General features: G+C 73.5%; 21 protein-coding genes. 14 read left to right on the top strand and 7 right to left on the bottom strand.

Annotated features, from left to right (window positions below; genetic code table 11):
* Positions 1-347, top strand: a 347-nt coding sequence (locus tag ABZ924_RS22905) for a transposase (protein ID WP_361912730.1), incomplete at its 5' end; no start/stop codon positions are given.
* Between the two features lie 181 nt (positions 348-528).
* Here ABZ924_RS22905 and ABZ924_RS22900 read toward each other — a convergent pair.
* The 4 genes from ABZ924_RS22900 to ABZ924_RS22885 form a co-directional block, all read right to left on the bottom strand.
* On the bottom strand, positions 529-1,185 hold the full coding sequence (locus tag ABZ924_RS22900; protein WP_361912727.1) for a hypothetical protein: 657 nt from the start codon (positions 1,183-1,185) through the stop codon (positions 529-531).
* Between the two features lie 175 nt (positions 1,186-1,360).
* Entirely contained in the window at positions 1,361-3,943 is a 2,583-nt protein-coding gene (locus tag ABZ924_RS22895) for a glycosyltransferase (RefSeq protein WP_361912724.1), read from the bottom strand.
* Positions 3,940-4,620: a GntR family transcriptional regulator gene (locus ABZ924_RS22890; RefSeq protein ID WP_361912721.1), complete on the bottom strand. Its 681-nt coding sequence runs from the start codon at positions 4,618-4,620 to the stop codon at positions 3,940-3,942. The genes ABZ924_RS22895 and ABZ924_RS22890 overlap by 4 nt, the downstream gene beginning before the upstream one ends.
* Before the next feature lie 141 nt (positions 4,621-4,761).
* Entirely contained in the window at positions 4,762-6,126 is a 1,365-nt protein-coding gene (locus ABZ924_RS22885; RefSeq protein WP_361912718.1) for an aspartate aminotransferase family protein, read from the bottom strand.
* Positions 6,127-6,301: 175 nt separating this feature from the next.
* On the opposite strand from ABZ924_RS22885, the gene ABZ924_RS22880 reads away from it, so the two are divergent.
* From ABZ924_RS22880 to ABZ924_RS22865, 4 genes are all read left to right on the top strand, one after another.
* Entirely contained in the window at positions 6,302-6,940 is a 639-nt protein-coding gene (locus ABZ924_RS22880) for a DJ-1/PfpI family protein (RefSeq protein WP_361912715.1), read from the top strand.
* Positions 6,933-7,496, top strand: a complete 564-nt coding sequence (locus tag ABZ924_RS22875) for a MarR family winged helix-turn-helix transcriptional regulator (RefSeq protein ID WP_361912712.1) — start codon at positions 6,933-6,935, stop codon at positions 7,494-7,496. Before ABZ924_RS22880 ends, ABZ924_RS22875 begins: the two co-directional genes overlap by 8 nt.
* Positions 7,497-7,613: 117 nt before the next feature.
* Complete coding sequence (locus tag ABZ924_RS22870; protein WP_361912709.1) at positions 7,614-8,027, top strand: nuclear transport factor 2 family protein; 414 nt, start codon at positions 7,614-7,616, stop codon at positions 8,025-8,027.
* A gap of 5 nt (positions 8,028-8,032) precedes the next feature.
* Entirely contained in the window at positions 8,033-8,674 is a 642-nt protein-coding gene (locus tag ABZ924_RS22865) for a LysE family translocator (protein WP_361912706.1), read from the top strand.
* A 37-nt stretch (positions 8,675-8,711) separates the two neighbouring features.
* Here the strand turns inward: ABZ924_RS22865 and ABZ924_RS22860 are convergent, their stop codons facing one another.
* The 3 genes from ABZ924_RS22860 to ABZ924_RS22850 form a co-directional block, all read right to left on the bottom strand.
* Positions 8,712-9,197, bottom strand: a complete 486-nt coding sequence (locus ABZ924_RS22860; protein ID WP_361912741.1) for a diadenosine tetraphosphate hydrolase — start codon at positions 9,195-9,197, stop codon at positions 8,712-8,714.
* Positions 9,198-9,329: 132 nt separating this feature from the next.
* The gene (locus ABZ924_RS22855) at positions 9,330-9,761 is read right to left on the bottom strand and encodes a MarR family transcriptional regulator (protein WP_361912703.1); all 432 of its coding nucleotides are present in this window, start codon (positions 9,759-9,761) and stop codon (positions 9,330-9,332) included.
* A complete protein-coding gene (locus tag ABZ924_RS22850; RefSeq protein ID WP_361912700.1) occupies positions 9,761-10,177 on the bottom strand; it encodes an SRPBCC family protein in 417 nt (138 codons plus the stop codon). The genes ABZ924_RS22855 and ABZ924_RS22850 overlap by 1 nt, the downstream gene beginning before the upstream one ends.
* A 334-nt stretch (positions 10,178-10,511) precedes the next feature.
* Here ABZ924_RS22850 and ABZ924_RS22845 point away from each other — a divergent pair, with 334 nt between their 5' ends.
* The 9 genes from ABZ924_RS22845 (at position 10,512) to ABZ924_RS22805 (ending at position 19,996) form a co-directional block, all read left to right on the top strand.
* Positions 10,512-11,570 (top strand): alpha/beta hydrolase, encoded by a 1,059-nt coding sequence (locus ABZ924_RS22845; protein ID WP_361912698.1) that lies wholly within the window; start codon positions 10,512-10,514, stop codon positions 11,568-11,570.
* Positions 11,563-12,819: an acyltransferase gene (locus tag ABZ924_RS22840; RefSeq protein ID WP_361912695.1), complete on the top strand. Its 1,257-nt coding sequence runs from the start codon at positions 11,563-11,565 to the stop codon at positions 12,817-12,819. The genes ABZ924_RS22845 and ABZ924_RS22840 overlap by 8 nt, the downstream gene beginning before the upstream one ends.
* 10 nt (positions 12,820-12,829) lie before the next feature.
* Positions 12,830-14,128 carry a sensor histidine kinase gene (locus ABZ924_RS22835; RefSeq protein ID WP_361912693.1) on the top strand — a complete coding sequence of 433 codons (1,299 nt, stop codon included), beginning with the start codon at positions 12,830-12,832 and terminating at the stop codon, positions 14,126-14,128.
* A 9-nt stretch (positions 14,129-14,137) separates the two neighbouring features.
* The gene (locus ABZ924_RS22830; RefSeq protein ID WP_361912691.1) at positions 14,138-14,818 is read left to right on the top strand and encodes a response regulator transcription factor; all 681 of its coding nucleotides are present in this window, start codon (positions 14,138-14,140) and stop codon (positions 14,816-14,818) included.
* A gap of 89 nt (positions 14,819-14,907) precedes the next feature.
* The gene (locus ABZ924_RS22825) at positions 14,908-16,242 is read left to right on the top strand and encodes a histidine kinase (RefSeq protein WP_361912688.1); all 1,335 of its coding nucleotides are present in this window, start codon (positions 14,908-14,910) and stop codon (positions 16,240-16,242) included.
* On the top strand, positions 16,239-16,898 hold the full coding sequence (locus ABZ924_RS22820) for a response regulator transcription factor (RefSeq protein WP_361912685.1): 660 nt from the start codon (positions 16,239-16,241) through the stop codon (positions 16,896-16,898). The genes ABZ924_RS22825 and ABZ924_RS22820 overlap by 4 nt, the downstream gene beginning before the upstream one ends.
* An 87-nt stretch (positions 16,899-16,985) precedes the next feature.
* Entirely contained in the window at positions 16,986-17,969 is a 984-nt protein-coding gene (locus ABZ924_RS22815; RefSeq protein WP_361912682.1) for a helix-turn-helix domain-containing protein, read from the top strand.
* A gap of 20 nt (positions 17,970-17,989) precedes the next feature.
* Complete coding sequence (locus tag ABZ924_RS22810) at positions 17,990-18,787, top strand: MBL fold metallo-hydrolase (protein ID WP_361912679.1); 798 nt, start codon at positions 17,990-17,992, stop codon at positions 18,785-18,787.
* Positions 18,788-18,796: 9 nt separating this feature from the next.
* Complete coding sequence (locus tag ABZ924_RS22805) at positions 18,797-19,996, top strand: cytochrome P450 (protein WP_361912676.1); 1,200 nt, start codon at positions 18,797-18,799, stop codon at positions 19,994-19,996.
* Positions 19,997-20,006: the final 10 nt, after the last annotated feature.

The following is a 20,006-nucleotide window of genomic DNA, read 5'->3' as shown; positions in this document are numbered from 1 at the left end:
TGCACGACAGCCAGGCCCTCGAGCCCCTCGTCCGCGGCATACCGCCCATCCGCTCACGCCGCGGGCGTCGACGGCGCAAGCCCGGCAAGCTTCACCCCGACAAAGGTTATGACTACGCCCACCTGCGAAAATGGTTACGCGGACGCGGCATCAAACACCGCATCGCCCGCAAGGGCATCGAGTCCTCGCAGCGGCTGGGACGCCATCGCTGGACCATCGAACGCACCATGGCCTGGCTCGCCGGCTGCCGCCGACTCCACCGCCGCTACGAACGCAAGGCCGAGCACTTCCTCGCCTTCACCAGCATCGCCTGCACCCTCATCTGCTACCGCAGGCTCGCCAAATGAGATGGCCTCTAAGCCCCGCCGGCGTTCGAGGCGCCGGGTCCGGGGCGGAGCCCCGGGATACGGAGAAAGGGCGGGGCGGGGAGAAGCTCCGCGCAGCGGCCCCCGGTACCGCTCGGGCTTCGGCTCCGGCCCAGCCGGGCCGCCGCCCCCGGGCCCGGCCCAGGGGCACGGCCGGAGGGCGTCAGCTGAAGATGATCATGGAGCCTTGGCCAAGGCTACGGGTGGCGGCCGCATGCAGCCCGAGCCACACATGCCGCTCCCGCGCAAACGGGCCGCCCCCCTCCCCGGAGGGGACCGGCCCGGCCGGCTCCTCCAAGGCCGTCGGCCTCCCCGGCGCCGGCGGAGCCACCGGCGGATTCCCCGGGTCGATCCCGATCGCCGGCGCCACGACCACCAGCTCCCGCAGCAGCCCCTGCGCCGACCCCAGCGGCCCACCCCCGGCCAGCAGCTCCTCGTTCGCCAGCGGCACCGCGAAGTCCACCGGCACGTACGCCCCGGCGTGGTCGTAGTGCCACACCAGATGCGACTGCTGCGCCGTCGACTCGAACATCTCCAGCAGCTGCTCGTAGTCGCCGCCCAGCTCGTCCACCGGCGTCACCGGCAGCCCGCAGATCTGCAGCAGGTACGCCCGCCGCAGGAAGTGCAGGGCGTCGTAGTCGAAGCCGGCGACGGGGGCCACGTCCCCGCTGAGCCCCGGCATGTACGCGAACACCGGCACGGACGGCAGTCCGGCCTCGCCCAGCGCCTTGTCGTACGAGGCGATCTCTTCTGCGAAGGGGTTGTCGGGGCTGTGGCACAGCACGTCGACAAGGGGGACCAGCCACAGGTCACAGGCCACGCGGGCTCCGATCAGTCGTTGCCGCCGATCCCGCCAGCGTAATGCTCCGGACACCCTCCGCGAAGGCCTGCGCAGAACCTGCTCTCCGGAGCGCGGCCGGCACCGGCCACGGCCGTTCTCCGGAGGGCGGCCGGCGCCCAGCTACGGCCGTCTCCGGTGCGCGGCCGGCGCACGCCTACGGCCGGTTCCCCACCTTCCACACCCACACGTCCTGCACCCGCTCCGGCTGCCGCCCCACCAGCTCGCTCACCAGCTGCCGCAGCACGTCCGCCCGGTCCTGGTCGGGCAGCACCAGCGCGCCCGCCTTCCAGTACTCCAGGTCCCGCCGGGCCTGCTCCCGCCACTGCGGGGTGATCTCCGGCGGCTCCTGCCCGTAGCGGACGTCCCGCAACAGGTTCGACAGGTGGCGCGGGGCGGCTCCGTAGATCCCGATCCGCTCGGGCCCCCACGGCCCGTTGAAGTAGCCGCCGGCCAGCCGGAAGCCGAAGTCCGCCTCGACCTGCCAGTGCAGCGCATCGGCCTGCCCGGGGTCGGGCAGCGGTACCGGAACGAGTGCCTCGCCCTCGTTGACGTAGCCCTTCCACGCCCCGGAGGCGACGAACGCCGGCACCGGCGCCCGCTCCCGCACGGTCAGCGGCAGCGGCAGCACCGGGACCAGCGCCGCGGCCGCCGCCAGCAGCCCGAGGGTGCGCAGCTCGCGCGCCCGCACCCGGACGATCCGGTCCAGCGCCAAGGCCAGCAGCACGCCCAGCACGGGGGCGCACACCATCGCCACGCGCCCCTCGATCACCGACTCGAACAGCGGCATCTTCCCCAGCACCCACCAGGGCCCGGGCAGCACGACCCCGGTGTGCGGCACCGGCACCCGCGCACCCAAGGACAGCAGCAGCGCCACGGCGCCGGTGATCGCCAGTGCGCGGACGGCCGGGCTCCGCCACAGCCACACGCACACGGCCGCCCCGAACGCCAGCAGGGGCCAGCCGTAGAAAGCGTTCTGCTCGGTGGTGTTCAGCGCGAGCCGACCCGCTGTCTCGGGGTCGCCGAACAGGGAGCGGGCGGCGTACTCGACGAGGGCGCGCGGGCTGTTGCCCGCGTTGTCGCCGTGCAGGACCGAGTGGTAGCTCTGGGGTCCGAAGAACTGCCAGTACAGCGGGACCGCCAGCAGCGGCAGGCAGACGGCCGCGGCGACCGCGAGGCCGAGCCCGAGCGGCCGCACCGCGGCGAGGGCGCGCCGGCGGTCGACCAGCAGGTAGGCCAGGGAGAAGACCAGCATGCCGAGCGCGGCGATGAGCAGCGGCTCCTCGCCGAGGAAGATCTGGTACGTCGCGAACAGCCCGAGCAGCACCCCGTCGCGGGCCACGCTGCGCCCCTCGCACAGCCGCAGGGCCCGGTCGACGATCAGCGGGATCATGAACAGGACGACGAAGTTCGGGTGGCCGTTGGCGTGCGAGACCATCGGCGGCGCGAACGCGGCGAGCGCCCCGCCCGCGGCGGCCGCCCAGCGGCTCTCGACGAACCGGCGCCGGATCATCCAGTACCAGGTCCAGGCGCTGGCGGCCATGCCGAGGGTGAGGACCAGGGCGAAGGTGACGGTCTCGCCGAAGGCGAGGGTGACCGGGATGAGCGGCACGGTCAGGCCGAGCATCGTCGCGTTGGCCATCAGGTTCACGCCGTCGGGCATGCCCTGGGCGGTGGTGAAGAGCGGATTGCGCAGGTGGGTGATGTTGTCGGTGGCGACGCCGACGAACCACTCCCACTGGTTCTGGTCCTGGAGAGCGTCGTTGAGGTACCGGCCGTCTAGGTCCGCCCACAGGCCGTGGAAGACGTAGAAGGAGAGCGCGAGGAAGACGGCGGCGACGGCGAGGCCGCCGGCGTTCAGGCGCAGCAGCTCGACGAGCGCACCGCGGCGGCGGCCGCCGACGGCGGCAGGGCGGGCGGGGCGGGCTGCGGCTGCGCCCGGCGCGGGCCGTCCGGCTGCGCGGCGTACCGGCACCTCGGCCACGGTCCCGCCGCCGCGCCGCAGCAGGCGTGTGACCTCGGCGTCGACGGCCGGGCCGTCGAGGGCCGAGGCGGCGAAGGCGGCGCGCGCCGCGTCCCCGTCGAAGAGGGCGAAGCCGAAGGTGCCCCTGCGCAGGCCCGGTATGCCGGGGATGCCGACGGCGCGGCCGAGGCGGCTGCGGCTGCGCCCGAGCGCCGCGACGGGCGGGCGGGCGGTGCCTTGCGTACCGCCCTCCCCCTGGCCGAGGGCCTGCTCCAGGCGGGCGAGCTCGTCCAAGGGCGTGCCGAGCCCCGCGTCGGTCAGCAGGACCCGCCGGCCCTCGGACGCCCGTACTCCGGCGCGCAGGACGGCGCCCTCCCCCGCGGGGCCGTCGAGGCGGACCGTACGGATCCGGGGATCCGCGGCGGCCGAGGCCGCGCCCTCGGCATGGGCCCCGTCACCGGGCTCGGGCTCGCCCTCCGCGGAACCGTCGTCGACGAGGACCAGCTCCCAGCCGCCCGGGCGGCCCTCCAGATGCTCGCGGACGGCGGCGACCGTCGCCCCGAGGCGCTCCCGCTCCCCACGGACGGGGATCACGACGGACAGGTCGACGCCCGCGGTCCGGGAGGCAGAGACGGAGGCGGCCGAGGCGGACGAGTCAGCAGGGGCGGACGAGTCAGCAGAGGCAGCCGAGTCGGCAGAGGCGCGCGGGGCGGAGGCGGTCGCGGCCCAGGCCGCGGTGGCGATGGCGGCGGGGCGGTCCACGCTCCCGCCGCTCACGCCGCGACCGGCTTCAAGGTCGCGGCCCAGTCCAGCGTGTGCTGGTTGTACGCGTGCACCAGGCGCCGCACCTCGTCGGCGTCCGCCCGCGTCACGGCGTCGATCAGCTCGTTGTGCCCCGACCACAGCCCCGTGTGCAGGTCCGCGGCCGCCTTCAGGTACGGCACGGTGAAGGCCCAGCACTGCACCCGGATCCGGTGCAGGAAGTCCGTGATGTACGTGTTGCCGACCAGCCCGCTCAGCTCCCTCCAGAAGCGCAGGTCGTAGCCGATCAGCACTTCGAGCGAGCCGCTCTGTGCAGCCCGACACGCCTCCTCGGCCCGACGGCGCACCGACACCAGCAGGTCGCTCGAGCCGGGCGCGGTGCCGCGCTCCACGAGCCGCCGGAAGATCCCGTCGACTATGAGCGTACGGGCCTCGATCATGCCCCGGAAGTCGTCCAGGGTGTAGACGCGCACGCGGAAGCCCCGGTGCTGCACCGACTCCAGCAGCCCTTGCGCGGCGAGGTCGACCAGTGCCTCGCGCACGGGGGTGGCGGAGACCTCGTACTGCTCGGCGATCTGCTTGACCGTGAACTCGGTGCCCGGTGGCAGGCGTCCCGCGAGCACCTCGTCGCGCAGCGCGTCCGCGATCTGCTGACGAAGTGTGTTGCGGGTGACAGCCGTGCTGCCTGGCATAGGGGTCCGTCTCCTTAGATGAGCTTCGGACACCTTAGGCCAGGCAGCACGGCCGAAACCGATCGGTGCGCGGCCGATTTCGGCCGCGGGCCCGGTGGGACCCCGGCGGGGACCGGGCAGGACCCGCCGGGGCCGGGTCGGTCAGGCCGAGGTGGTGTGCCGGTCGGCGACCGTCAGCGCCTCGTCGAGCAGGGCCAGGCCCTCCTTCGCCTCGGCCTCGGTGATGTTGCAGGCCGGGACCACGTGGGTGCGGTTCATGTTGACGAACGGCCACAGGCCGGACGCCTTGCAGGCCGCGGCGAATTCGGCCATCGGCGCGTTGTCGGCGCCCGCGGCGTTGTACGGCACGAGCGGCGTGCGCGTCTCCTTGTCCCGTACGAGTTCCACGGCCCAGAAGGTGCCGAGGCCCCGGACCTCGCCGACCGACGGGTGCCGCTCGGCGATCTCCGCGAGGGCCGGGCCGATCACGTTCTGCCCGAGGTGGGCGGCGTGCTCGACGATGCCCTCCTCCTCCATGGCGTTGAGCGTCGCGACGGCGGCGGCGCAGGCCAGCGGGTGGCCGGAGTACGTCAGACCGCCGGGGTAGGGGCGGGTGGCGAAGGTCTCGGCGATGGCGGCGGAGATGGCGACGCCGCCGAGCGGGACGTAGCCGCTGTTGACGCCCTTGGCGAAGGTGATCAGGTCGGGGGTGACGTCCCAGTGCTCGGCGGCGAACCACTTCCCGGTGCGTCCGAAGCCGGCCATGACCTCGTCGAGGATGAAGACGATGCCGTAGCGGTCGCAGAGCTCGCGCACGCCGGCGAGGTAGCCGGCCGGGGGCACCATGATCCCGGCGGTGCCGGGCACCGTCTCCAGGATGATCGCGGCGATGGTGGCCGGGCCCTCGAAGGCGATGGTGTCGGCCAGGTGGGCGAGGGCGCGCTCGCACTCCTCGGCCTCGGTGGTGGCGTGGAACGGGGAGCGGTAGAGGAACGGGCCCCAGAAGTGCACGACCCCGGCGGCGCCGGTGTCGGAGGGCCAGCGGCGCGGGTCGCCGGTCAGGTTGATCGCGGCGGCGGTGGCGCCGTGGTACGAGCGGTACGTCGACAGCACCTTCTGGCGGCCCGTGTGCAGACGGGCCATCCGGACGGCGTTCTCGACGGCCTCGGCGCCGCCGTTGGTGAAGAAGATCTTGTCCAGGTCGCCGGGCGTGCGCCGGGCGATGAGGCGTGCGGCCTCGGAGCGGACGTCGACGGCGAAGCCGGGGGCGAGGGTGCACAGGCGGGCGGCCTGCTCCTGGATCGCGGCGACGACCTTGGGGTGCTGGTGGCCGATGTTGGTGTTGACCAGCTGGGAGGAGAAGTCGAGGTAGCGCTTGCCCTCGTAGTCCCAGAAGTACGAACCCTCGGCCCCGGCGACGGCGAGCGGGTCGATCAGGGCCTGGGCGGACCAGGAATGGAAGACGTGGGCGCGGTCAGCGGCCTTGACGGCGACGCCGTCGCCATCGAAGGGGAGATGAGGGGTCATACGGCCACGCTAGAAGTGCGCAGGTGGGAAGGGATATCGGCGGACTGTATGGGGGCGGCGCCGCACCCTCGGCACTCTGTCGCCGCGCCAGGGGGCCGGGGGTGGGCCGAGCGCGCCTTCATTGACAGCATCCTCCCAAAATGACAGCCTGCTGTCATATGAGGAGGCGATCCACATGAGCGACCTCGAGCGGGACCCCGACCGGCGGCCGGTCCACCTGGCGGTCTACGACACGTACGCGGACTGGGAGACCGGCCACACCACCGCCCACCTGGCGCGGCGCGGCCACCGGGTCCGTACGGTCGGCTTCGCCGCGGACGGCACGGTCACCACCATGGGCGGCGTCCGCATCCGGCCCGACCTGGCCCTGGCGGACCTCTCGCCCGAGGACTCCTCGCTGCTGATCCTCACGGGCGCTTCGCTGTGGGACACCGGCGACGAGCTGGCCCCCTTCGCCACGAAGGCCCGGGAGTTCCTGGCGGCCGGGATCCCGGTCGCGGCGATCTGCGGCGCCACGGCGGGCCTGGCCCGGGAGGGCCTGCTGGACACCCGCGCCCACACCAGCGGGGCCGCGGCCTACCTGGCGCAGCAGCCGGGCTACGCGGGCGCCGGGCGGTACGTCGAGGCCGACGCGGTGACGGACGGCGACCTGATCACGGCCGGGCCCACGGAACCGGTGGCCTTCGCGCGCGAGGTCTTCGCCCGGCTGGACGTGTACGGGCCGGAGGTGCTCGACGCCTGGTACCGGCTGTTCCACGACTCGGACGCGAGCGCGTTCCCGGTGCTGATGGCGGCGGGGCGCGGCGATGCCTGACGCGGAGCCCGCGCAGCCGGCCGGACCAGCGCCCGCCCAGCAGGCTGGACCGCCGCCCGCCCAGCAGGCCGGACCACCGCCCGCCCAGCCCTGCACGACCCGAGCCCGCCAAGACCTGCTGAGCCGGACCGCGCTCGGTGTCTTCGGCCTGAACGGGCGGTTCCTGGCCCTCTCGGAGGAGCTGGCCCGCCCGGCCGGCCTGACCGCGGCGCGCTGGCAGGTGCTCGGCGCGGTCCTGCAGGAGCCGCTGCCGGTGGCCGGCATCGCCCGGGCCATGGGCATCACCCGGCAGAGCGTCCAGCGCATCGCCGACCTGCTGGCGGCGCAGGGCCTCGCGGAGTATGTACCGAACCCGGCGCACCGGCGCGCGAAGCTCCTGCGCCCGACGGAGGCGGGCCGCGCCGCGATCGCCCGCATCGGCCCGTCCCACGCGGCCTTGGCCACGGCCCTGGCGGCCCGGCTCGGCGACGAGGCCTTCGCGGAAACGGTCCGCACCCTGGACCGGCTCGCCGCAGCGCTGGACGCCCTGCTGCCGCCGGAGCCGGCGTCCGACTAGGGCCTGGGGTTCCCGTCGCCGCCGGGGCGCGACCGTGGTGCCTGAGTTTGTGTCGAAGTCAATAAGCCTGCAAGCAAAGCTTGTTACGTGTGAAGGGCCCATCGCAGACTGCCGCTCATGGAGCCGTTGAAGGTAGTGGCACAACTGTGGGAGCGAATCGACGCACGCGACTGGCACGGCGTGTCCCGCCTCATCGCCGAGGACGCCGTCATCGAATGGCCGGTCAGCGGCGAGCGCATCGTCGGCCGGGCCAACTTCATCGCCGTGAACAGCGATGACGCCTACGCCGACGAGAGATCCGTGGAGGTGCTGCGGATCCTCGCCGACGGCGATCTCGTCGTCACCGAGGTGGAGATACCTCAGGACCACGTCGTCTACCGCGCCGTCTCCCTCTGGACCGTCAAGGACGGCGAGATCGTCGGCGCCCGCGAGTACTGGACCAGCCCCGGCCAGGACCCGGCGCCCCGCTGGCGTGCGGGCTATGTCGAGCCGCTGGCCGAGCCCCTGGCCGAGCCCCTGGTGGCAGACTGAGCCGCGTGCTCACCCAACTCCTCACCGCGACCGGTGTCCTGGCCCTGCTGACCCTTGTCCCCGGGCCCGACATGGCGGTCGTGACCAGGCGCGCCGTCGCCCGCGGGCGGGCCGACGGGCTGCGCACCGTCGCCGGGATCACGGCCGGACTGCTGCTGTGGGGCGTGCTCACGGTCGCCGGCCTGGCGGCCCTGCTGGCCGCGTCGGCCGAGGTCTACCTCGTGGTGAAGCTCGCGGGCGCGGCGTACCTGTGCTTCCTCGGCGTGCAGGCGCTGCGCCGCCCGGGGGCCGAGCCGCAGCCGGGAGACGGCAACGGCTCGACACGCGGCAGCGACGGCGGCGACCGGGGCGAGCGCGGCAGTGCCTGGCGTACCGGGCTCGTCAGCAACGCCCTCAACCCGAAGATCGCCGTGTTCTACACCGGCCTGCTCCCCGCGCTCGCGCCGTCCGGGCTGCGCCCGGCGGTGGGCATGGCGCTGCTGGTGCTGGTCCACGTCGTCCTGACCGTTGCCTGGCTGGCCACGTACGTGTACGTGCTCTCGCGCGCCCGGCGGTTCTTCGCCCGGCCTCGCGTGCGCCGGGCCCTGGACCGGGTGACCGGGGTCGTCCTGATCGGCTTCGGGATCCGGGTGGCGACGACCCCGTAACCGGCGCTCGGTCAGGGCCCCGGTTCAGGCCCCGGCGTCAGGCTTCGGCCCCGCCGCCCAGCCGGTCCAGTTCCTCCCCGATGGCCGTCCGCAGGCCGTCGTGCCGGGGGCCGAGCTCGTACTGGCTCCCCCTCCAGTACTCCTCCTCGTACAACCAGACGGGCAGCCGCACCAGGTCGGCGGGCTCCCAGTCGTAGCGCGGCCAGATGTGGGCGTGCAGGTAGGGGTCGGTGTTGCCCAGGATCTCGATGTTCACCCGGCGGAAGGCCGGGTCGAGCCGGCGGCAGGCCCGTTCCACGGCCTCGGCGAGCCGCTCCATGTCGCCGAGGTACGCGACCCTGCGCGCCCGGGGCAGGTCGGAGAGCCGGGTCACGGACGGGTCGTCGGTGAGCAGCACCGCGTACCCGGGGAGGAACTGCCGGTCCCCGATCACGGCGAAGCCCTGGTCGAGGCGGCGCAGCACCGTGGGGTTCTCGCCCCGGTGGGCGCTGCCTATGCGGTCGTTGCGCCAGTCGTCGTTGATCATCGGCCCAACGTAGCGGCAGTCGGCAGTCGGCATCCTGCCGCCGTCCCGTGCACTTCAGGCCCGTGCACTTCAGGCCCGTGCACTTCAGGCCCGTGCACTTCAGGCCCGTGCACTTCAGGCCCGTGCACTTCAGGACTCGGGCCGCCCCGCCAGCCGTCCGAGCAGGGCGATCGCCTCGGCCACCGGGACCGGCTCGAAGAAACGGGTGTCGGCCTCCTCGACGGCGGCGATCGCGCGCGGCGCCAGCCCGGCGCCGGCGTCGGTGACCCGGAGCCGCTTGGCGCGGGTGTCGGCGGGGTCGACCTCGCGCCGGATCAGGCCCTTGGCCTCGAGGGTGCGCAGGACCTGCGAGGCCATCTTGACGTCGGTGCCCGCCTGGCGGGCGACGGCGAGCTGGTTCGGCTGCTCGCCCTGCTCGTTGAGCCACCACGTGCAGGCCAGCAGGACGAACTGCACGTGGGTGAGGTCGAGCGGGGCGAGCGCGGCGGCGATGCCGCGCTGCCAGCGCAGGGTGGCGTGCCAGAGCAGGAAGCCGGGGCTCTCGGCGGGCGTGAGGGCCATCAGCCGGCCGCCCGGGCGACGAGGGCGGCCATGGTCTCGGGCCAGTCGGCGGTGACGGCCGGACCGATCTCGGGGCCGAGCGCGTCGGCGCCGTCGCCGGTGATCTCCATCCGGTACACGACGCGGGTGCGGAGGTCCCGGCCCCGGTCGAGGCGGTGGACGGTGCGCAGGAGCAGGCCGTCGAAGCGGGCCTCGTCCACGAACAGTTCGCCCGGCTGCGCCTCGGCGATGCGCAGGTGCACCGGGTCCTGGCCGGCGGGGGTCATGACGATGGCGGTGCCGGTCTCGAAGGGTCCGTCCAGCTCGATGTGCTCGATGTCGGCGTTCCAGGTGCCCCAGTTCTCGACATCGGCCCACAACCCCCAGACGGCTTCAGGCGCAGCGTCGGTCTCGATGCTGTGCTCGTACGTCCACATGGAATGCCTCCGCGGATCAGTATCTCGAAGAACTTCTGTGTACAGATTATCTTCGCGACGACTATCTGTCCACGGGTTCCACGGGTTCCATGGGTTCCACGGGAATCGGGAATCCGTGGGGCGGGTCGGTCCGCAGGATGATCCCGCCCTCCCCAGGGAGGGCGCCCCGTAGCTCGCAGGTTTCCCCTGTCATACCTGAGAGCTATTCAGGAAGGCCGCTCTGCAGCGGGACGCCGACCACGGGTGCGGATTCCTAACTTCGGTATCGGAGAACGCGCTTCGAGCGCACACCCGCACCGCACCCGCTGGATCGAGCGAAAGAGCAGGGACCGCCATGACCCGCCTCGACGGACGCCTCGACGGACGCCCCGCAGGACGCCCCGACGGATGCGGCGACGACGTGCGCCGTCCGCTCGGCCGTCTGCGCCGCACCCTGCTGGCCGGCCTCGTCGCCGCGGCCGTCGCACTCCCCGTGTCCGCCGCCGCATCGCCCGACGTGCCCGCGCCCATACCGGTGGCGTTCGAGGAACAGGCCGCGCCCCAGGCGCGGTACGCCGCCAACCGGGCCAACCTCGCCGAAGCGGCCCGCATGGCGCAGCAGGCCGGGCGGACCGGCCGCGCCGGGAAGCTGCGGGCGATGCAGGCGGACGGGACCGCGCAGTTCCTCGCCTTCGACGGCCGCGGCAAGGGGCGGGCGGTGGAGGTGTTCGGCGACTTGGAGACCGCCGACCGGATCGCGGTCCTGGTGCCCGGCTCCGACACCTCCCTGGACACCTACCAGCGGTTTCGATCCGGGGCGCTGGCCCTGCACCAGCGCCTGAAGTCCGCGCACCCCCGCTCCGCGGTGGTCGCCTGGCTGGGGTACGAGACGCCCGGGACGATCAGCCCGACAGTGCTGACCGCCGACCGGGCGGCCGAGGGTGCGGCCGAACTGTCGCCGTTCCTCAGGCAGTTGGCGCGGTCCACCGCACCCGGCGCCCGCGTGTCGCTGCTGTGCCACTCCTACGGCTCGGTGGTCTGCGCCCGCACCGGGACCGGCCCCGAGGTCGACGACATCGCCCTGTTCGGCAGCCCGGGCACGGGGGCCGCCTCGGCCGTCGAGCTCCCGACCGGCGCCCGGGTCTGGGCCGGGCGCGGCGACGGCGACTGGATCGCCGGTGTGCCGCACGTCCGGCTCGGCGGGATCGGCTTCGGCACCGACCCGGTCTCCCCCGCCTTCGGCGCCCGGCCCTTCAAGGCAGGGCCGGGCGGCCACAGCGACTACCTCAAGCCGGGGACCGAGTCCCTGGAGAGCCTGGCCCGCATCGTCCTCGGCCCCGACACCCCCGCCCCTGCTCCTGCTCCTGCCGCTACCCCTGCACCCGGCCCCGCTCCGGAGGTCCCCCATGCGTAAGCTCCGCGCCCGCTGGTCCGCCGTCGCCGGGCGGGTGGAGGCCGCCACCCCCGCCGGCCGGGACCGGGCGGTGGATGCGCTGCGGGCCTTCGCCATCCTCGGGGTGGTGCTGGGGCACTGGCTGGTCACGGCCATGACCACCGCCGACGGCGGCCTGAGCACCACCAGCCCGCTGTCGCACATGCCGTGGCTGGCGCCGGTGTCCTGGGTGTTCCAGACGCTGTCCGTCTTCTTCCTGGTCGGCGGCCGTGTCGGCGCCCGGTCGCACGCCGCGGCGCGGGAGCGCGGGGTGTCGTACGGGGCGTGGGTCGGCCGGCGGCTCGCCCGGCTGTTCCGGCCGGTCGCAGCGGTGCTCGGGCTGTGGGCCGTGACCGCGGTCGGGATGCTGCTCGGCGGGGCCGAACTGGACACCGTGCACGCGCTGGTGCGGCTCGTGCTGTCCCCGCTGTGGTTCCTCCTCGTCTTCGCCGCGCTGACCGCCGCGACGCCGCTCGTGGCCCGGATGAGCCCGCTGTGGCCGCTGGGCGTGGTGGCGGCCGTGGACCTGTGGCGGTTCGGGCTGGAGGGCCCCGCGTGGATCGGCTGGGTCAACGTGGCCGCGGGCTGGCTCGTCCCCTACACGCTCGGGGCCGCCTGGGCCCGCGGGGCGTTCGCCCGGCGTACTCCGGCCGCCCTGCTGCTGCTCGGGGGTGCGGCCGCCACCGCGGCGCTGGTGCTGTGGGGCGGCTATCCGGCGTCCATGGTCGGCGTCCCCGGCGCCCCGATATCGAACCTGAACCCGCCGACGCTGGCCGCGGCCGCCTTCGGCCTGGCCCAGTGCGGGCTGGCACTGCTGCTGCGCGATCCGCTGGCACGGGCCATGCGCCGGCCCGGCGCTTGGGCTGCGGTGGCCCTGCTCAACCTGTCCGCGATGACGGTGTTCCTGTGGCACCAGACCGCCATGATGGCCGTCACCGCTCTCGGGCTGCTGGCCCCCGCCGACCTGCCGGGGCTGCACACCGTGCCGGACTCCCCGCAGTGGATAGCCGTCCGACTGCTGTGGCTGCCGGTCTTCGCCGCCGCGCTGGCCGTCTGCTGGTCCGCGTTCCGTGCGTACGAGCAGGGCGTACGGCTCCGGCGGTCCACCCCCTCGCGCACGGTCGCGGGCTCCGTCGGCTCCGCCGGTTCCGCCGGTTCTGCGGCGGCCGCGGGTCTCGTCGGCCCCGGCCGTCCGCGGGTGGCCCGGGAGGAGGTGATCACCCATGCCTAGTCTGGGCGGCATGACCGAACAGAGCAGCGCCACGGCCCAGCCCGCGGCCTCCGGGAGGCGCGCCGTCCTGCAGGGTCTGGCGGCCGACCTGTTCACCCTGGAGTGGAACCCGCTTCCCCGGCTGTCCCGGCCGCGCTGGCTGGCTTGGCTGCCGCATGCGGTGGTCGGCTACCTGGCGTTGTTCTTCACCTTCCTGACCACCGAGCAGCTGTCCGACCACTACCACGTCACCGGCGGCTATCCGCTGCTGGCGGCGCTGGCGACTGGCGCGTCCATCGTCCTGGCCATGTTCCGGCCGATCGCCGCTTGGTGGCTGGCTCTGCTGGCCGGCGCGCTGGTGGCCGTGCGGACCCACGACCACGTGGGGCCCGGCCAGAGCTGGCCGTGGACGCCCGGCGGGATGATCGGGTTCGGGATCGTGCTGATGCTGGTCGCGCTGCGGGTGCCGCCGCGGGTGACCGCCGTCGTCGTCGGCCTGTCCGTCGCGTTCACCGGCCTGGCCGAGCTGCTGTTCAAGCCGCCGGGCGCCCAGAGCGTGGCCCTCGCCGACCTGGTTCTGTTCGGCTTCGTCGGCGTGCTTGGGTACGCGCTGCGCGCGACCCGGCTGGCCCGCACCAAGCTCGTCGAGCAGGAGACGCTCACCGAGGAGGAGCGCAGCCGGCGCACCCTGCTGGAGGAGCGCAGCCGGATCGCCCGCGAACTGCACGACGTCGTCGCCCACCACATGTCGGTGATCTCCATCCAGGCGCAGGTCGCCCCGCACCTGGTGGAGAACCCCTCCGAGGAGCTCAAGGAGAACCTGTCGGGGATCCGGGAGAACGCGCTGGAGGCACTGACGGAGCTGCGGCGGGTGCTGGGCGTCCTGCGCTCGGAGCATCCCGACGACCCCGCGAACCCGCACCACCCGCAGCCCTCGCTGGCCGAGTTGGAGGGCCTCGTCGACAACGTGCGCAGCGCCGGCCTGGAGGTCACCACCGAGGTCGCCGGAATACGGCGGCCGCTCGCGCCGGGCGTCGAGCTGACCGCGTACCGGATCGTGCAGGAGGCGCTGAGCAACTGTCTGCGCCATGCGCCCGGTTCGCGCGTGGAGGTGGGCATCGCGTACGGGCCGCGCGAACTGCACCTGTGCATCGCCAACAGCGCACCGACCCGCCCGGCACCGCCCTCGCAGGGTGCGGGGCACGGGCTGCTGGGGATGCGGGAGCGGGCGGGCATGCTGGGGGGCGAGCTCGCCGCCGGCCCGCGCCCGGGCGGCGGGTACGAGGTGAGCGCCGTGCTCCCCGTGGATCCCGAGACGACGAAGGGCTGAACCGGACGCATGAGCGCTTCCGCCGCACCGATCAGGGTGATGATCGCCGACGACCAGATGATGGTCCGCCAGGGATTCACCGTCCTCCTCAACGCCCAGCCCGACATCGAGGTCGTCGGCCAGGCCGTGGACGGCGCGGAGGCGGTGGCGCAGGCCGCCGAACTCGGCCCGGACGTGGTCCTGATGGACATCCGCATGCCCGGGATGGGCGGCATCGAGGCGACCTCCGTGATCACCGCCGTCCCGGACTGCGCGGTGAAGGTGCTGGTGCTGACCACCTTCGACCTCGACGAGTACGTGTACGAGGCGCTGCGCGCCGGGGCTTCGGGGTTCCTGCTCAAGGACGCCTCGGCCGACCAGCTCGCGGAGGCGGTGCGGGTGGTGGCGGCCGGCGAGGCGCTGCTCTCGCCGAACATCACCAAGAGGCTGATCACCGAGTTCTCCCGGCTGGGGGCGCCGCGGGCGCCGTCGAAGGCGCGGATCGCCGATCTGACCGAGCGGGAGACGGAGGTGCTGGCGCTGATCGCGCAGGGCCTGTCGAACGCGGAGATCGCCGCGCGGCTGGTCGTGGCCGAGCAGACGGTGAAGACGCATGTGGGCCGGATCCTGGTGAAGCTGGGCCTGCGCGACCGCACGCAGGCGGCGGTGTTCGCGTACGAGACGGGTCTGGTCCGTCCGACGGGGTACTGAGGGCCCCCGGGTAGTACCTGAGAGGGAGGCCCGGAAATCCCCTTCGGCGGCGACGCGGACGAGGCAGCGGCGGACCTACCGTGTGGAACATGACCGAGACGACTTCCGGGGCAGCCCCCCGGACACCCGAGATCCGGCTGGCATCGGGCCTGCTGGAGAGCCTGCGCCAGGAGCTGATCACGGATGCCTTCGCGTACCGGCCGCTGCCGCCGATGCGCACGGACGGTCGGCTGACGCGGCGGCTGCCGCAGCGGTTGCGGGCGCGGGCGGCCTACCTGCCGCATGCCGCGGCCGCCGGGGCCGCGCTGTTGGTGCTGCTGCTGGCGGCGACCTCCAGCGAGTTCGGGCCGCTGGGGGCGCTGGTGCTCGGGCTGATCGCGGCCACCCCGGTGCTGATGACGCTGGTCCGGCCGGTGGGGGCGTTCTGGGTGGCCCTGGTGGCCGCCGGTCTGTTGGGGCTGGCGGCGCCGAGCGAGCCGGCGTGGCCGTGGTCGCCGGGCGCCGTCGCCTCGTACCTGGTCTCGGTGAGCATCGTGGCCATGCGGACCAGGCCCCGGGCGGCCGGCTGGATGTGGCTGATCACAGTGGCGTTCGGGATCCTGCTGCCGGCCGTCACCGGGCAGGGCGATCTGGCGGATGTCTCGCCGATGGCGTTCATACTGGCGGTGGTATTCCTGGCCGTGACGGTCCGCAACACGCGCCGGCAGGCCGAGAAGGAGGTCAGTGCGCAGGCCGAGGTGACGGCCGTCGAGCGGGAGCGCCGCACCCTGCTGGAGGAGCGCACGACGATCGCCCGGGAGCTGCACGACGTGGTCGCGCACCACATGTCGGTGGTGGCGATCCAGGCGGAGGCCGCGCCGTACCGGGTGAAGAACCCGCCGCCGGAGCTGGAGGCGGCGTTCGCCACCATCCGGGAGAACGCGGTGGCGGCGCTGACGGAGCTGCGCCGGGTGCTGGGCGTGGTCCGCTCCGCGGACTACGAGGCGCCGGAGGCGCCGCAGCCGACGCTGGCCTCGCTGGACGGGCTGCTGGCCAATGTGCGCGAGGCCGGGCTGAGCGTGGACAAGACGGTGACCGGTGCGGTGCGGGAGCTTCCGCAGGGCGTGGAGCTGTCGGCGTACCGGATCATCCAGGAGGCGCTGAGCAACACGCTGCGCCATGCGCCGGGGGCGCCGGCCGAGGTCGAGGTGTCGTATGTGCTGGGCGGCCTGGGGATACGGGTGGTCAACGGGGCGGCGACGGGTGACGTGCGGCCCTCGCCGGGCGCCGGGCACGGGATCACGGGGATGCGGGAGCGGGTGGCCATGCTGGAGGGTGAGATGACGGCCGGGCAGACGGCCGCGGGAGGGTACGAGGTGGCGGTGTTCATACCGGTGCGCGGGCGGCAGGAGCCGGCCGGGGAGACGGCGCAGGCCCCCGCATGACGATCAGGGTGCTCATCGTCGACGACCAGATGATGGTCCGTGAGGGCTTCTCCGTCCTGCTGAACGCGATGGAGGGCATCGAGGTGGTCGGCGAGGCCGTGGACGGCCGGGAGGCCGTCGAGCGGGTGGCGGCGCTCCGGCCGGACGTGGTGCTGATGGACATCCGGATGCCGGTGATGAACGGGCTGGAGGCCACGCGGGAGATCGTCGCGGCTCACTCGGACGCGAAGGTGCTGGTCCTGACGACCTTCGACCTCGACGAGTACGTGTACCAGGCGCTGCGGGCGGGGGCCTCGGGTTTCCTGCTCAAGGACGCCTCGGCGCGGCAACTGGCGGACGGGGTGCGGGTGGTGGCCTCCGGGGAGGCGCTGCTGGCCCCGACCGTCACCAAGCGGCTCATCCTGGAGTTCTCCAAGCTCTCGGCGGCGCCGAAGCTCGCGGGCTCGGCTGCCGTGGAGGAGCTGACGGAGCGGGAGACGGAGGTGCTGGTGCTGATCGCGCAGGGCCTGTCCAATGCGGAGATAGCGGACCGGCTCGTGGTCGCCGAGTCCACGATCAAGACGCATGTGAGCCGCATCCTGGTGAAGCTCGGGCTGCGCGACCGGACGCAGGCGGCGGTGTTCGCGTACGAGACCCGCCTGGTCACGCCCGCGTAGGGAGGTGTCCGGCGCCGGGAGCGGCATGGCCGGATCTGACAGAACCTGGTCATTGCGGCCATCGTGGCGCGGCGAAATGATCGAGGCATGCTCCCACCGCACAGGATCGTCATCGCTGCCTTCCCGGGGGCCGAGCTGCTCGACGTCACCGGTCCGGCCGAGGTGTTCTCGGTCGCCACACGGGTCGCCGGCCCCGGCCGGCCCGGCTACACGGTCCGGATCGCGACGGCCGGCGGAGCCCCGGTGGCCACCTCCAGCGGCCTGCGGCTGATGGCCGATCTGGCGCTGGACGAGGTGGACGCAGACGTGGACACCCTGCTGGTGGCGGGTGCGGTCGAGGTGGGTGAGAGCGGTGTCGAGCCGGTGCTCGACGGCGTGGTCATCGACTGGCTGCGCGAGGCGGCACCCCGGGCCGGCCGGGTGGGCTCGGTCTGCGCGGGCGCACACCTGCTCGCCGCCGCGGGACTGCTGGACGGGCTGTCCGCCACGACCCACTGGCTCACGGCCGCGCGCCTGGCCGCCGACCATCCCCGCGTCACCGTCGATCCGGACCCCATCTTCATCAGGGCGGGCCGCCTGTGGACCTGCGCCGGCATCACCTCGGGGATGGACATGGCCCTGGCGATGGTCGCCGAGGACAACGGGCGCGAACTCGCCCTGGCGACCGCCCGGATGATGGTCATGTACGTCAAACGGTCCGGCGGGCAGAGCCAGTTCAGCGTTCCGCTCGCGCTGCCGGACCCCGCCGACGACGACGCGCGGATCGACGAGCTGCGCGTGTGGATCGGCGAGCACCCCACCGAGGACCTGTCCGCCGAAGCCCTGGCCGCACGGCTGCACCTCAGCGTGCGCCACTTCTCGCGGCTGTTCCGCCGCCGCACCGCCACCACACCGGCCGCCTACGTCGAGGCGGTACGGCTCGAGGCCGCCCGCAGGCTGCTGCAGGACAGCGGGCACGGCCTTGCGGAGGTCGCCGCCCGCAGCGGCCTCGGCTCCGTCGAGAGCCTGCACCGTTCCTTCCGGCGCCGCCTGGGGACCACCCCTGCCGAGTACCGGCGCCGCTTCCGCTGACCACACCAGGAGAACTCCCCGTGTCCCGCACCCGCATCATCCCGATCCCGGTCCTGGGCCGGCACAGCATCAACGCCTACCTGCTGCTGGGCCGGCGGCCCGTGGTCGTCGACGCCGGCACACCCGGCAGCGGCCGCAGGATCCACGACGCGATCGCCGCGCACGGCGTGGACCCGACCGACGTATCGCTGATCGTCCTCACCCACGGCCACATCGACCACTTCGGCTCCGCCGCCGAACTCGCCCGCCTGACCGGGGCCCCGGTCGCCGGCCACATCGCCGACCTCGCGCCCTACCGCACCGGCCGGGTCCGCGAACCGTACCTGCCCACCGGCCCGATGGGCCGACTCATGGCGCGGAACGCGAAGCTGCACGTCCGTGCCGAGCCGCTCGAACCCGAGGTGCTCGTGCGGGGCGAGACCGACCTGGCCGACTTCGGGATCGAGGCGCGCATCATGCCCACGCCCGGGCACACCGCAGGGTCCGTCTCCGTCCTCACCGATCAGGGCGACCTCGTCGCGGGCGACCTGATCGCCAATTCCTTCATGGGGCTCATCCCGGGCAGGCCGGCCAACCCTCCCTTCCACGACGATCCCCTGGGCAACCTGGCCAGCCTGCAGAGGATGCTCGACCTGGGCGCCACCCGCCTCCACGTCGGGCACGGCAGCCCGCTGGAGTCCGACCGGGTCCGGCGCTGGGCCGCCAGGGAGCAGCGGCGCCTCGGCCGTCTCCGGGCAGCCGGGCGACTGCGCACCCGCCCGGCCGACGACCCGGTTGACGTCCCGGTTGACCGGCAGGATCCGGAACGGACGGCCTAGGCTGCGGGCATGGGCTTTGATCCGTGGGACGCCGCATTCGTCGCCGATCCGTACCCCGCCTACCGGGAGCTGCGGGAGCAGGGCCGGGCCATCTGGTGGGAGGCCACCGGGCAGTGGCTGGTGCCGCACCATGCCGACGTGAGCGCGCTGTTGCGCGACCGGCGGCTGGGGCGGACGTACCTGCACCGGTTCTCGCACGAGGAGTTCGGGCGGCAGGCGCCGCCGCCGGAGCACGAGCCGTTCCACGTGCTCAACGACAACGGCCTGCTGGACCTGGAGGATCCGGCGCACGGCCGGGTGCGGCGGCTGGTGTCCAAGGCGTTCACGCCGCGGACCGTGGAGCGGCTGGCGCCCGCGGTGGAGCGGCTGGCCGGGGAGCTGGTGGGCCGGCTGCTGGCCGAGGGCGGGGGCGATCTGCTCACGGCCGTCGCCGAGCCGCTGCCCGTCGCCGTGATCGCGGAGCTGCTGGGGGTGCCGGAGGCGGACCGGGGGCTGCTGCGGCCCTGGTCTGCGGACATCTGCGGGATGTTCGAGCTGAATCCGGACGAGGAGACCGCGCGGCGGGCCGTGCGGGCGAGCGTGGAGTTCAGCGCGTACCTGCGGGAGCTGATCGCGGAGCGCCGCAAGGAGCCGGGCGAGGATTTGATCTCCGCGCTGATCGCCGCCCACGATGACGACGAGGGGCGGCTCAGCGAGCAGGAGATGATCTCCACCTGCGTGCTGCTGCTGAACGCCGGGCACGAGGCGACGGTGAACACCACCGTCAACGGCTGGTGGTCGCTGTTCCGCAACCCCGAACAGCTCGCCGCGCTCCGTCCCGAAAAGTTGTCCACAGCTGTGGATGAACTGATGCGCTTCGACACGCCGCTGCAGATGTTCGAGCGCTGGGTGCTCGACGACATCCGGATCGGGGACACGACCGTCCCCCGCGGGGCCGAGGTCGCCCTGCTCTTCGGGTCCGCGAACCGCGATCCGGCCCGCTTCGAGAACCCCGACGCCCTCGACCTCGACCGGGTGGACAACCCCCATCTGAGCTTCGGCGCCGGGATCCACTACTGCCTGGGCGCTCCGCTGGCCCGCCGGGAGCTGACGGCCTCGTTCGGGGCGCTCCTGGCGGACGGGGTCCCGCCGCTGAAGCTCGTACGCGAGCCGCAGTGGCAGGAGGGCTACGTCATCCGCGGCCTGCGGGAGCTGCTCGTCGAGTTCTGATCCCGAAGGC

It is taken from the genome of Streptomyces sp. NPDC046876 (assembly GCF_040645035.1).
GTDB lineage: Bacteria > Actinomycetota > Actinomycetes > Streptomycetales > Streptomycetaceae > Streptomyces.
This window is presented reverse-complemented; position numbering and strand designations above follow the sequence as displayed.